Below are 12,692 nucleotides of genomic sequence, written 5' to 3'. Positions count from 1 at the left end.
TGCGAGAATGAACCGCCGCGAATTTGCCAAAAGCGCCATCGCGGCAGCTCTTCTCGGCGGTCTCACCGATCGCAGCGCCGTCTCACAGGAGAATACGACAATGGCCAAGCCGACGCCGTTCAAGATTGCCATTTCCGATGACCAACTCGCCGATCTCAAGGCGCGCCTGAGCCACACCCGCTGGCCGGATGAACCCGCCGGAGCCGGATGGATGACTGGTACGAATCTCGACTACATGAAGAAGCTGACCGCCTACTGGCTCCATGACTATGATTGGCGGAAGGCCGAAGCGAGCCTGAACGCATTGCCGAACTACAAGGTCGATATCGAGGGCATCGCCCTGCATTTCGTCCATCAGCCGTCGAAAAAGAAGGGTGCGACGGCAATCCTTCTGCTTCATGGCTGGCCGGACAGTTTTTACCGCTATCACAAGGTCGTGGATGCGCTGGCGGAGGAATTTCACGTCGTCGTGCCGTCCATTCCGGGGACTGGCTTTTCTGGCAGAACGGCTCTGCCCGCCGACAAGGTGGCCGACATTCTTGCTCACCTTATGAATGACGTGCTGGGCTACGACCGCTTCATCGTGGCTGGCGGCGATCTGGGGTCGGTGATCGCCATGTCGCTGGCGCAGCGCCACTCGGACAAGCTTATCGGCTTCCATCTGACCGATGTGGGCTACCCGGACCAGACCACGGATTTTGGCGCCCTCAGCGGGCCGGAGCAGGGTTACGCGGGAGCGATCCAGCAATGGTTCTTCATGCATGGCGCCTTCAATCTGGTCCAGGCGACAAAGCCGCAGAGCCTTGCCTTTGCCATGAACGACTCTCCGGTCGGCCTTGCCGCATGGATTATGAGCTTCATGGCCGGAATGGGGGTCGGCGACGAGGCCGACGCCAGATTTGGTCGCGACGCGCTTTTGACCAACATCATGATCTACTGGCTGACGGAAACGGCGGCCTCGTCCTTCCGCATTTACAATCAGAACGCGATGCAGCCGCCGACCATCAAGGGAAAGAACACCGGGGTTCCGGTGGCGGTGGCGACCGAAGCGCCGATCCCGGGCGGCGTTCGCCTGCCGCGTGAATGGGCGGACCGCCAGACGTCGGGAAATGTCGTGCAATTTCACAATATGGAAAAGACGGGCCATTTCGCCGCGTGGGAAGATCCGGCATTCTATGTCGAGGACATCAAGCAATTCGCGGCGCTTGTCACGAAATAGCGCCGCGGTGATCTCCGCCGGGCGAACCCTCGCCCGGCATCAGATCTTGTGAACCGCATCGAGGTTTGATGGCAGAGAACCCATGATCTTCTTTATGGATTTGATCATGTGCGGTTGATCCGTATAGCCAAGATCGAAAGCCACGGCCGCGGCACTATCGCCGGCTTTCAAGCGCCGAACCGCTTCCTGTGCGCGGCGGATCAACTGGAAATCCTTCTGCGTGATGCCGGTGGTGTTCTTGAAATGCTGCTGCACCGAGCGTTTGGAGGCAGCCTTGGGCTTCTCGGTAAAGGCCCTGGCCACGACGTCGTCGGACGCAAGCAGCCCCGCCGCTATCATCTCGTCGACAAGAGCTTCGGCGTTCAGGAAAGTCGGCAACGGCAGTTCCACGCCATCCAATAGAAATTGGTCTTGTGTTACATCCAGAAATCGGACCGCGGCGCCGGTTCGCACCTCCTTGTCACGCGCAAGATAGACATGGGCGGCAAATGAGATGACGACCGAGTGCTCACCCTCGACATATGGCACGTCGACGGGCTCGGTTGCCTGGCCGCTCAAGAACACCACGGAAATCCCGTCCGGCGCGACGCTGCGGAGCAGATCCCACGAACCGTCAGGTGTGGCTTTGTAAATCCCGTCGCTCAAACACACAGTTTGCCAGACTGTGTCGATCCAGGGATGGGGAGATGGCCGGCTCGTATGCTTTTGGACCATGATCGGCAATTGCTCCGGCAAAACCGCGACGTCGATTCATGAATGGAGATTTTACAGTCGAACCCTTGCGCGACGGCGTCCAGCCCTTGCGATTGATTTTGCGCAAGACGCACCCACGCCGACCTGGGAGTGGCGATCAGCCAGGGCCGGCATTGTCGTGGCCGGTTAATTCTGGGATCCGGTGGCGATGTTGGCGGCGGCTGTTTCCATCCATGTCCAGAGATAGGCGGCGAGGCCACGATCGACATGGATGCGCAGGCTGCGCTGACGGCGGTACACGATGGCGCCGATGCCGGCGAAGGAAAGCGTTGCACTGGCGCTTGGCGGCCCAGCGGGGTCGAGCGTCGTCCCGCGTGCGATGAAGGCACCAAGCGCCGGGCCTTCGACCTCGAACACCTGCAATCCGGCGCTGATCTCCGTCACAGCGAACCCCTCGCTGAACCACCCGGTGGCCATGCCGAAGGGCGTGGTGGAAACGGCGAGCAAGAGGTCGCGTGCCAGGCGGACCGAATAGCGCATGCCTTCCGCCAGGCCGAATGCCCCGACGGCTGGTCCATCGAAGCCGGAAGCCTCGGCCCATGCCGCAAGGTCGCCACTGACCAGGCGTTGGTGCAGCCCGGCAACGGCGCCTACTTTGAGCCCCGGCACTTCAATGGTGGCGTTCCGCCAGTCCGGTGGGACGGACCATTTTTCCGCGAGATCACGCATGGAGCCGGTCTCCTGCCGGGTCGAAGGCGCAAGGCGCGGCGATCGTCGCCGTCCTGACCTTGCCGAGATGCTGGACTTCGATCGTCTCGCCGTGGCGCGCCGCGCCGCGCTCGATCAGAGCGAGCGCGATGGGCCGGCCAAGCGTCGGGCTGCGGTAGCTCGAGGTGACGAAGCCCTGGCTGTGCAGCCTGCCGCTCTCCCGCTTGATGCCATGCGCGCCGGTTGGCAGCGGCGCTTCACCGGACGGCACCGTCAGGCCGACAAGCTGCAGGCGATCGCCGCGCGAGCCTCCTCGGTAAACAGCGAGCGGCGACCGACATATTCGGTCTGGCGTTTGGTGCGTGGGCCTTCGCTGCCGAGGTCGTGTGGCAGCGTGGTGCCGTCCGTGTCCTTGCCGATGACGATGAAGCCTTTCTCAGCGCGCAGGATCATCAGCGCTTCGAGACCGATGACGACGGCATCGAGTGCCTGCCCTGCTTGGCGCAGATGCGCCCAGAGCGGCTCGGCGCGATCGGCGCGGATCGAAATTTCATAGCTCCTGTCGCCGGTGAAGCTGACCCGCGCAATGCGCACCGCGTCGCCGCCATAGCTGCCCTGACCCATCGCCATATGCGGCAGATCGGCATCATCGAGGGAGAGGCCGAGATCGACCGTTTCGAGCAGCTTGCGGGCGTTCGGTCCGGAGACGGTCAGCGTCGCCATGTCCGATGTGGCGTTGTGGATATAGACGGCCTCGCGGCCAAAGCGGTCCTGGCGCCATTCCTCCAGCCGGGCATGCACCGCCGCGACATGCGAGGACGAGCACGACACGACGAAGCGATGCTCGTCCAGCCGCACCAGCACGCCGTCGTCGAAGACCACGCCAGTCTCCGACAGCATGAAGCCATAGCGGCAGCGGCCAGGCTTCAGCGTCGACATGGTGTTGTAGTAGAGGAAATCGACGAATTCGGCGGCCTTCGGACCGATCACCTCGATCTTGCCCAGCGTCGAACCGTCGAACAGCGCGACCGACCGGCGGGCGCGCAACGCTTCGTCCTGGATGGCGCGATCCGCATCGGCGTCGCGGCCGCCATAGTGGGCCGGACGCAGCCAGCCGCCATATTCCTGGAAGACCGCGCCGCTGGCGCGATGCACGCTCTCCAGCGGCAGCCGACGCACCGGCGCCATCAATTCACCGGCGCGCGCGCCGGCAAAGCTTGCCAGCGGCACCGGCGTGAAGGGCGGACGGTAGGTTGTGGTTCCGACTTCCGGCACGGTGCGTCCGGTAATCCCGGCCATCAGCGCCAGCCCGGGCAGGTTGGAGGTCTTGCCCTGGTCGGTTGCCATGCCGAGCGTGGTATAGCGCTTCAGGTGCTCGACCGAGACGAAGTTCTCGCGCGCCGCCAGCTCGACGTCCTTCACCGTCACGTCGTTCTGGTAGTCGATCCAGATGCGTCCTTTCGAGCCGGGCACCGGCCAGGCCGCCGCTATGCCGCCAGTCGCTTCCGGCCCCGTGCTGCGTGGCACTGCTGCTTTCGTTTTGCTGAGCGAGGCAACGGTCTTCTCCGAACTGGCGAACACCTCCGACAACGAGACCGAACCTGCTGCCGCACCGGCGACTGAAATGCCATCGACGGGATCACCCGGCAGGAACGCGGCGCGGGCGTCGCTCCAGGCGAGCTTGCCTTTGGCCTGGCCGAACAGATGGATTGTCGGCGTCCAGCCGCCCGAGACCAGCACGCAGTCGGCGTCGAGCCTGGTGCCGTCATCCAGCGTTACGCCCTCGACGCGCAGTCTGCCCATGGCGGCTGCAAGCGCCCGCCCTTTGACTAGCCGCACCTTGGCCGGCGTTTCGGGGATGCCGTCACGCCTGATGTCGACAAGCGTGACGTCGGCGCCAGCCTCGGCCAACGCTGCCGCCACCTCATAAGCACTGTCATTGTTGGTCGCGACGACAACGCGCCGGCCGACGAGAACCGCGTGGCGTCTGAGATAGGCGAGTGCCGCATCCGCCGACAGGACGCCCGGCAGGTCGTTGTTGGCGAAGGGCAGTGGCCGCTCGATGGCGCCGGTCGCCAGCACGATATGACGCGGCCGGACCCGCCACAGCGTGTCGCGCCGGCCATCGAAATGACGCTGGTTCAGCCCGACCAGATCGTGGTCGTAGATGCCGAAGGCGGTGGTCGATGGCAGGATCAGGTGACCGCCGGCGGTAAGTTCCGCAACTGTCTCCTCGATCCACATGGCCACGGGCTTGCCGTCGATCTCGCCGGCGCGATGGCCGAGCGATCCGCCCGGTTTGCGCTGGTCGTCGACCAGCGTGACGGAGAGGCCCGCGCCGGCGGCCATCCTGGCTGTCGCCAGTCCGGCCGGTCCAGCGCCGACCACCAGCACGTCGCAATGATGGTTGACCTGATCCGCCGTGCCCGGCGAGGTCCAGTCGGTGTCGACCTTGCCCAGTCCGGCCATGGCGCGGATGCGCGGCTCGAACATGTGCCAGTCCGGCCACATCAAGGTCTTGTAGTAGAACGCCGCCGGAATGAAGCGCGAGAAGCGATCGAGGAAGGCGTTGCGGTCGGCCAGCGCATTGGGCGTCGCGTTGACGCTTTTCGCCACCAGCCCGTCGCGTGCCGGCTCGGTCGTGGCCCGCGTGTTCGGCGACGCCTGTGGGCCGCCAATATCGACCAGCGCGTTCGGCTCCTCGACGCCGGCGCCCCAGATGCCGCGCGGCCGGTGGTATTTGAAGCTACGGCCGACGACCGCGATATCATTGGCGAGCAGTGCCGAAGCGATGGTGTCGCCGGCAAAACCGTCCACGCTTGCGCCGTCGAAGCTGAAGCGGATCGGCCGCGAGCGGTCGATGGCGCTCCCGCCGGTGGCGAGACGCGAGGCGCTCACGCCGCGTGCTCCCCGCCAAGCGCGGTCGACGACAGCACCTTGTGCGTGACGGTGTCACGCTCCATGACGAAGAACTCGCCGCAGCTCATGTGAACCCAGATTTCGCGCGCCGTGCCCTTCGGGTTGCCGCGCAGATAGAGATATCCGGCCCAGCGCTCGATGGGCACCTCGGCGCCATCCGGCCTGGCGTTGCCGGCATCGCCGCCATAGTGGAATTCGGTCTCGTCGCGCGGGCCGCAGAACGGGCAAGGAAAGAGCTGCATCAAGAAACCTCTAATGCGCGATGCCGGAGCCGGCCGCTTCGTCGATCAGCCGTCCGCTGGCGAAGCGATCGAGATCAAAGGGACGGCTGATGTCGTTGTGCTTGCCGATCGCCAGCAGGTTCGCCAGCAGCGTCCCGCCGGCGGGAATGGCCTTGAAGCCGCCCGTGCCCCAGCCGCAATTGAGGAAGAGGTTGGGCAGCGGCGAGGGACCGATGATCGGCGAGGAGTCCGGCACGACATCGACGATGCCGGCCCATTGCCGCATCAGCTTCAACTGGCCGAAGATCGGGAACATTTCCAGCAGCCCGGCGATCACGGTTTCCAGCGTCGGCAGATTGCCGCGCTGCGCATAGGAGGGGACGCGGTCGAGCCCGCCGCCGATGACGATCTCGCCCTTGTCCGACTGGCTGACATAGACGCCGCAGCCGGGCGACAGCACCACCGTGTCGAGGATCGGCTTCACCGGCTCGGAGACGCAGGCCTGCAGCGCATAGGAATTGATCGGCAGCCTGAAGCCGGCCTTGGTCGCCAGCACCGAGGAATGGCCGGCCACCGCCATGCCGATGCGCTCGGCGCGGATCGCGCCGCGCGTCGTCTGGACGCCGCGGCATCGGCCGCCTTCGACGATGAAATCGGTGATCTCGCAATTCTGGATGATGTCGACGCCGAGCCGGCTCGCCGCCCGCGCATAGCCCCAGGCGACCGCGTCGTGGCGCGCGGTGCCGGCCCTGCCTTGCCAGATACCGCCGAACACGGGGAAACGCGCATCCGGGGAGAAATTGTAGATCGGCGCCACGCGCCGCACATCTTCTGATGAAAACAGCTCCGCATCGATGCCGTTGAGCTGCATGGCGTTGACGGTGCGTGCGCCGATCTCCATCTCGGCCGTCGAGTGGCAGAGATTGACCATGCCGCGCTGCGACAGCATGACGTTGTAGTTCAAATCCTTCGACAGGCCTTCATAGAGCCGGTGCGCCAGCCCGTAGAGTTCGACGCTTTCGGGATAATAATAGTTGGAGCGCACCACGGTGGTGTTGCGGCCGGTATTGCCGCCGCCGATCCAGCCCTTTTCCAGCACTGCGACCTGGGTGATGCCGTGGTTCTTGGCCAGGTAGTAGGCTGTCGCCAGCCCGTGGCCGCCGCCGCCGATGATGATCGCGTCATAGGTCGGCTTCGGCTCGGGCGAGCGCCAGGCCTGCTTCCAGCCGGTCTGGCCGGCAAGGCCCTCCTTGAACAGCGACAATGCGGAATAGCGTCTGGTCATGGCATGTCTTCCGCAGGGATGGCAGCGGTTCGTCCGGTCATGCCCGCATCGCTTTGCCCTGTGGATCGTAGGGCGACGAAGCGATGACGCGCGCACCTGTTTCGACGCCGACGATATGGGTTGTCAACTCCGTATCGATACCGGCCGCATCGTGATCGACAAGCGCCATGGCAAGGCTCTTGCCGACCGTATGGCCATAGCCGCCCGATGTAACGAAACCGGCAAGCTTGCCTCTGCTCCAGACCGGTTCGTAGCCGCTGGCGTCGGCACCCGCAGCGTCGATTTCGAGCGTCACCAGCGTGCGCCTGGCGTCGGCCTTCTGCTGTTTCACCGCCGCTTCACGGCCGATGAAGTCACCCTTGTCGAAGGCGATCCAGCGGTCCATGCCGGTTTCATCAGGCGTATAATCCTGGGTGAACTCGCGCGACCAGATGCCAAAACTCTTTTCGAGCCGCAGCGAGTTGACGGCGCCGAAGCCGTATTCCGTGACGCCAAGGTCGCTGCCTGCCGCCAGCAGCGCGCGGCGCAGCCCGGCGTGCTCGTTGGCCTGGCAATGGATCTCGTAGCCGAGCTCGCCGATGACCGAGAGCCGCCCGACCTTGGCCCGCACCAGGCCGACATCGAGCGGCTTACAGGCGAGGAAGCCGAAGGCTTCATGCGAGACATCCTGGTGCGTCAGCCGCTCGAGCAGACGCCGCGCATTGGGGCCGGCCAATGAGAAGCCGGCGACCGCGTCCGAAATGTCGCGCACGGTGACGCCGTCAGCGAGATGCTGTTCGAACCAGCGCATGTGCCATTGGCGAAGATAATAGGACCCCATGATCCACCAGGAGCCGTCGCCCCAGTTGAAGGCCGTGAGATCGCCCTTGAGCTTGCCGTTTTCGCCCAGCATCGGCGCGAGCTTCGCGCGGCCGGGCTTGGGCAGCGCGCAGGCAAGCAGCCGGTCGAGCCACGCCTCCGCATGCGGTCCGGAGACCTCGTAGCGCGAGAAGGCGGTGATATCGAGCAGGCCGACGCCTTCGCGCACCTTGCGGCATTCCTGGCCGACGATGTCGAAAGCGTTGGAGCGCCTCAGCGTCGGTGCCTCGACGAAGCCTTGCGGGGCAAAATACAGCGGCACTTCCATGCCCCAGGAATTGCCCCAGCGCGCACCCGCGGCGTCCATGGCGTCATGCGCACCCGCCGTCTTCAACGGCCGTCCCGCCGGCAATTGCTCGTTGGGATAGCTCATGACGAAGCGGCGTGAATAGAACTGCCCGGTCGTCTGCTTGATGTATTCGCGGTTGGAGGCGAAATCGCCGTAGCGGGCGATGTCCATGCCGTAGACGTCGGCTTCCGGCTCGCCATGGATCATCCATTCGGCGAGCGACTTGCCGACGCCGCCGCCTTGTAGGAACCCGGCCATGACGCCGCAGGCCACCCAGTAGTTGGGGACGCCGCGCACCGGGCCGACCAACGGATTGCCGTCCGGCGAGAAGGTGAAGGCGCCGTTCACCCAGCGCTTGATGCCGGCGGTCTCAAGGCAGGGGTAGCGGCTGAAGCCGAGCGCCAGCTCGTTGGCGATGCGATCGGTGTCCTCCTGGATCAGCTCGATGCCGTAGTCCCACGGCGCGCCGTCCATGTTCCAGTGCTTGTGCTTGATTTCGTAGATGCCAAGCAGCAAGCCCTTCTGCTCCTGGCGCATATAGGTGAAGCCTTCGAGGTCGACGATCAGCGGCAATTCCCGGTCGAGCGCCTGGATCTCAGGCAGCGCCTCGGTGACGAGGTAGTGATGCTCCATCGGCGACACCGGCAGGTCGATGCCGGCCATCCGACCGACCTGCTTGGCCCACAATCCGCCGGCATTGACGACGTGCTCGGCAATGACAGTGCCTTTCTCGGTGACCACATCCCAGCTGCCGTCGGCGCGGCGGTTCAGCGCCAGCACGCGGTTGTGCTCGATGATCTCGGCGCCGCGCTTCCTTGCCGCCTTGGCATAGGCATGGACGACGCCCGAGGGGTCGATATGGCCCTCGCGCGCCGCGTAAAGGCCGCCCAGCATGCCGTCGGTGTTGAGGATCGGGCAGCGCTGCCTGATCTCGTCGACGCCGACCAGATGGACATCGTCAATGCCCATGGTCTGGAAGATGCGGTAGGAGGCCTTCAGCCATTCCCAACGTTCCGGCGCCGACGCGACCGAGATGCCGCCGGTCATGTGCATGCCGATGTTCTGGCCCGATTCCGTCTCGACCTCCGACAACAGGTCGATCGTATAGGCCTGCAGCGCGGCGATGTTGGGGTCGGCGTTCAGCGCGTGGAAGCCGCCGGCCGCGTGCCAGCTGGACCCGGCGGTCAGCACCTCGCGTTCGATCAGCGCGACATCGCTCCAGCCGAACTTCGCCAGATGGTAGAGCACCGAGGCCCCAACCACGCCGCCGCCGACTACGATCGCCCTGTATTGGGATTTCATCTTGCCGCACTCCACCGGTTATGGCGGCGCAGCCTACCGGCATTGTACACATGTGTCTAGTACGTTGCCAAGTTGGCTCGCATCTGGCAAGCGTGCTGGCTGGCTATGGGGGTGGCCCTACGGACCGCGTCTAGAAAACTGTCGGGTCAGGGCGGCCGGCGAATGTGTCTATCGTTTGCCGGAAAGCGTCTTCTCGACGTAGCGCGCAAAATCCTCGACATCTTCTGCCGGAGGCTCCTGGCCGGTGAAGCTGCGCAGATAGGAGGCGACGTGCGTGAGACGGGTGCTCATCGGTTCGTTGAGCTCAAGCGAGTAATAGCCGATCTGCATGAAATAGAGGACGCGAGCGCGCACGAATGCGTCCTCTTCCTCATAGCCGTGACGTTTGAACATGTCGCGTATGGCATTGACGCGTTCCTCGTCGGCCTCGTCGAGGGCGCGCCTGATGGCGGGTGAACGCCGGGCCCAGGCCCTGATCGCGAAGTCCAGCCGGGGATCGAACAGCCTCTCATCCACCCAGCATTCGAAAATGCTCATCACGCCGCGGATGACGGTCGCGGAAGGCCGCGAGGCGCGTTCGACGATGAACCTTGTGTTGGTCTGCCGCCAATAGTCCAGCAACTGGTCGAGCAGATCCTGCCGGCTCTTGAAATACCAGTAGAAGCTGGAGCGCGAGACATCGAGCTGCTGGCCAAGCGTCAGCACGCGGACGCGTTCGACGCCGTCCGAGATCAGCGTTTCAAGCGCCAGTTTCAGCCAGTCTTCGCGCGTGGCCTTGATGTTGCCGGTGGCGCCGGCGCGCTGGATCGTCGTTTCGAGTGCTGCCATCTCTACGACGCATGACACGCCGCATCAGCCAAATCAAGGCTATGGACATAGGTGTACAGGGCAATTCGCCTGGTCGGGAATAACGCTCCGCGGATACCAGCCGGGCTGGCTGCGACGGCTGGCCCGGGGATTTTTGTCGCGGCTGTTCGACCAGTGCGTGCTTTCCCGCAAGGCATTTGTCTGGCAAATACCAATTCACCAGATGCCGCCGTGCGGCCAACCAGCAGGAAAGACCAGATATGGCACAGTTTCGAAAGAACCTCATCGATGGCGAATGGGTCGGCGATGCCGGCTCCCGCAACATCAACCCTTCGGACACCGGAGATGTCGTCGGCGAATATGCCTCGGCTGGGGTCGAACAGGCCAAGCAGGCCATCGCGGCGGCCAAGGCGGCGTTTCCTTCATGGTCCCGCTCCGGTCCATTGGCACGCCATGCGGTGCTGAAAAAGGCGTCCGACGAGATCATGGCGCGCAAGGACGAGATCGGCCGCAATCTGGCGCGTGAGGAAGGCAAGACGCTGGCCGAAGGCATTGGCGAGACCATCCGCGCCGCCCAGATATTCGATTTCTTTGCCGGCGAAACATTGCGCCTGACCGGCGAGATGGTGCCGAGCGTGCGGCCGGGCGTCGGCGTCGAGATCACCCGCGAGGCTGTCGGCGTGGTCGGCATCATCACGCCGTGGAATTTCCCCATCGCCATCCCGGCCTGGAAGATCGCGCCGGCGCTGGCGCATGGCAACACCATCGTCTTCAAGCCGGCCGAGCTGGTTCCGGAGAGCGCCTGGTCCATCGTCGATATCCTGCATCGCGCCGGCCTGCCCAAGGGCGTGCTCAACCTCGTGATGGGCAAGGGCTCGGTGGTCGGCCAGGCGATGCTCGACAGCCCCGATGTCAACGCCATCACCTTCACCGGTTCGGTCGGCACGGGAAAACGCGTCGCCGCGGCAAGTGTCGAGCATATGCGCAAGTTCCAGCTCGAAATGGGCGGTAAGAACCCGCTGGTCGTGCTTGACGACGCCGATCTTGCGGTCGCGGTCGATTGCGCGCTCAACGGCGCCTTCTTCTCGACCGGCCAGCGCTGCACCGCCTCGTCCAGGCTGATCGTGACCGAAGGGATCCATGACCGTTTCGTCGATGCGCTGAAGGAGCGGATGGGCAGACTGGTGATCGGCGATGCGCTCGATGCGCAGACCCAGATCGGCCCGGTCGTCGACGCGACCCAGCTGAAACAGGACGAGGATTATATCGCCATCGGAGTCAGGGAAGGCGCTACGCTCGCCTTCGGCGGCGAACGGCTCGACCGCAAGACGCCCGGCTTCTATCTCAGCCCGGCCCTGCTGACCGAAGCCACCAATGCCATGCGCTCTTCGCGCGAGGAGATTTTTGGCCCAGTCGCCAGCGTCATCCGCGTCAAGGATTATGACGAGGCGCTTTCCGTCGCCAACGACACGCCTTTCGGGCTCACGTCGGGCATCTGCACCACGAGCCTGAAGCATGCCACGCACTTCAAGCGCAATTCGGAGGCCGGCATGGTGATGGTCAACCTGCCGACGGCGGGCGTCGATTTCCATGTTCCCTTCGGTGGCCGCAAGGGCTCGAGCTACGGCCCGCGCGAACAGGGCCGCTATGCCATGGAGTTCTACACCACGGTGAAGACCGCCTATACATTCGCAGGCTGATCGGGCGCCGGCCTGTCGGGCCGGCGACTTTCACCGGGGAATCGGCATGAGGCAATGACGTTGCAGGACCTGACCTGGCTCAACCCGCCGCCGCATCACGCCGTCGGCGGCGATGCGGTGCGCGTGCGCACCGGCAAGGAGACCGATTTCTGGCGCCAGACCTTCTACGGTTTCTGGCGTGACAACGGCCACTTCCTGCATCGGCCGGTCGAGGGCGATTTCACCGCCGAAGTCACCGTCAAGGGCGACTACAAGGTGCTCTATGACCAGGCCGGACTGATGGTCCGGCTCAGCGAAACGCATTGGATCAAGGCCGGCATCGAATACACCGACGGCCTTGCCTATTTCTCCGTCGTCGTCACCAACGACACATCGGACTGGTCGCTGGTCGCCATTCACGCCGGCCCGAACGGCGTCAGCATCCGCCTGACCCGCCACGGCGAGGCGATCCGCGTCCAGTATCTCGACGCTTCGGACGGTCACTGGAAGCCGGTGCGGCTCGCCTATTTTCCGATCTCGAAGACGGTCGATGTCGGCATGATGTGCTGTTCGCCGCAGCGCGAGGGTTTCGAGGTCACATTCTCGGGATTTTCGGTCGGCCCGCCGATTTCACGGGAACTCCACGGCTGACGTTCCGGCCGGAACCGGGACATTGCAGCCGCGACGGTGTCTGGGCTAAGCCTTGCCGATG

11 protein-coding genes are annotated in these 12,692 nt (G+C 64.4%); 3 read left to right on the top strand and 8 right to left on the bottom strand.

Going from position 1 to position 12,692, the window contains the following annotated elements:
• Window positions 1-7: 7 nt before the first annotated feature.
• Window positions 8-1,219, top strand: coding sequence for an epoxide hydrolase family protein (locus JG747_RS01395; RefSeq protein WP_064984426.1), 1,212 nt, complete (start codon window positions 8-10; stop codon window positions 1,217-1,219).
• Between the two features lie 39 nt (window positions 1,220-1,258).
• Here JG747_RS01395 and JG747_RS01390 read toward each other — a convergent pair whose 3' ends face one another.
• From JG747_RS01390 to JG747_RS01360, 8 genes are all read right to left on the bottom strand, one after another.
• A complete protein-coding gene (locus JG747_RS01390) occupies window positions 1,259-1,864 on the bottom strand; it encodes a helix-turn-helix domain-containing protein (protein ID WP_202361015.1) in 606 nt (201 codons plus the stop codon).
• A 234-nt stretch (window positions 1,865-2,098) separates the two neighbouring features.
• The gene (locus JG747_RS01385; RefSeq protein WP_202361014.1) at window positions 2,099-2,641 is read right to left on the bottom strand and encodes a hypothetical protein; all 543 of its coding nucleotides are present in this window, start codon (window positions 2,639-2,641) and stop codon (window positions 2,099-2,101) included.
• On the bottom strand, window positions 2,634-2,891 hold the full coding sequence (locus JG747_RS36820; RefSeq protein ID WP_244748317.1) for a glycine cleavage T C-terminal barrel domain-containing protein: 258 nt from the start codon (window positions 2,889-2,891) through the stop codon (window positions 2,634-2,636). Before JG747_RS36820 ends, JG747_RS01385 begins: the two co-directional genes overlap by 8 nt.
• 2 nt (window positions 2,892-2,893) lie before the next feature.
• Window positions 2,894-5,518 (bottom strand): sarcosine oxidase subunit alpha family protein, encoded by a 2,625-nt coding sequence (locus JG747_RS01380; protein WP_244748316.1) that lies wholly within the window; start codon window positions 5,516-5,518, stop codon window positions 2,894-2,896.
• Complete coding sequence (locus tag JG747_RS01375) at window positions 5,515-5,781, bottom strand: sarcosine oxidase subunit delta (protein ID WP_038651674.1); 267 nt, start codon at window positions 5,779-5,781, stop codon at window positions 5,515-5,517. Before JG747_RS01375 ends, JG747_RS01380 begins: the two co-directional genes overlap by 4 nt.
• 10 nt (window positions 5,782-5,791) lie before the next feature.
• Window positions 5,792-7,045, bottom strand: coding sequence for a sarcosine oxidase subunit beta family protein (locus JG747_RS01370; RefSeq protein WP_202361013.1), 1,254 nt, complete (start codon window positions 7,043-7,045; stop codon window positions 5,792-5,794).
• Window positions 7,046-7,082: 37 nt separating this feature from the next.
• Window positions 7,083-9,494: a GcvT family protein gene (locus tag JG747_RS01365; protein WP_202361012.1), complete on the bottom strand. Its 2,412-nt coding sequence runs from the start codon at window positions 9,492-9,494 to the stop codon at window positions 7,083-7,085.
• A 168-nt stretch (window positions 9,495-9,662) separates the two neighbouring features.
• A complete protein-coding gene (locus JG747_RS01360) occupies window positions 9,663-10,322 on the bottom strand; it encodes a TetR/AcrR family transcriptional regulator (protein WP_064984434.1) in 660 nt (219 codons plus the stop codon).
• A 239-nt stretch (window positions 10,323-10,561) separates the two neighbouring features.
• Here JG747_RS01360 and JG747_RS01355 point away from each other — a divergent pair, with 239 nt between their 5' ends.
• Both JG747_RS01355 and JG747_RS01350 read left to right on the top strand, forming a co-directional pair.
• Entirely contained in the window at window positions 10,562-12,001 is a 1,440-nt protein-coding gene (locus JG747_RS01355; RefSeq protein ID WP_019862814.1) for an aldehyde dehydrogenase family protein, read from the top strand.
• A 54-nt stretch (window positions 12,002-12,055) separates the two neighbouring features.
• Window positions 12,056-12,631 carry a DUF1349 domain-containing protein gene (locus JG747_RS01350; RefSeq protein WP_202361011.1) on the top strand — a complete coding sequence of 192 codons (576 nt, stop codon included), beginning with the start codon at window positions 12,056-12,058 and terminating at the stop codon, window positions 12,629-12,631.
• Window positions 12,632-12,692: the final 61 nt, after the last annotated feature.

Origin of the sequence: Mesorhizobium sp. 131-3-5 (assembly GCF_016756575.1) — a bacterium.
Lineage (GTDB): Bacteria > Pseudomonadota > Alphaproteobacteria > Rhizobiales > Rhizobiaceae > Mesorhizobium > Mesorhizobium jarvisii.
Note: the sequence above shows the minus strand (reverse complement) of the source record. Positions and strands in the feature narration are given on the sequence as shown.

Coding starts and splice junctions, on each gene's coding strand:
- JG747_RS01395 (WP_064984426.1), top strand. CDS start 8: ATGAACCGCCGCGAATTTGCCAAAAGCGCCATCGCGGCAGCTCTTCTC.
- JG747_RS01385 (WP_202361014.1), bottom strand. CDS start 2,641: ATGCGTGATCTCGCGGAAAAATGGTCCGTCCCACCGGACTGGCGGAAC.
- JG747_RS01375 (WP_038651674.1), bottom strand. CDS start 5,781: ATGCAGCTCTTTCCTTGCCCGTTCTGCGGCCCGCGCGACGAGACCGAA.
- JG747_RS01370 (WP_202361013.1), bottom strand. CDS start 7,045: ATGACCAGACGCTATTCCGCATTGTCGCTGTTCAAGGAGGGCCTTGCC.
- JG747_RS01365 (WP_202361012.1), bottom strand. CDS start 9,494: ATGAAATCCCAATACAGGGCGATCGTAGTCGGCGGCGGCGTGGTTGGG.
- JG747_RS01360 (WP_064984434.1), bottom strand. CDS start 10,322: ATGGCAGCACTCGAAACGACGATCCAGCGCGCCGGCGCCACCGGCAAC.
- JG747_RS01355 (WP_019862814.1), top strand. CDS start 10,562: ATGGCACAGTTTCGAAAGAACCTCATCGATGGCGAATGGGTCGGCGAT.
- JG747_RS01350 (WP_202361011.1), top strand. CDS start 12,056: ATGACGTTGCAGGACCTGACCTGGCTCAACCCGCCGCCGCATCACGCC.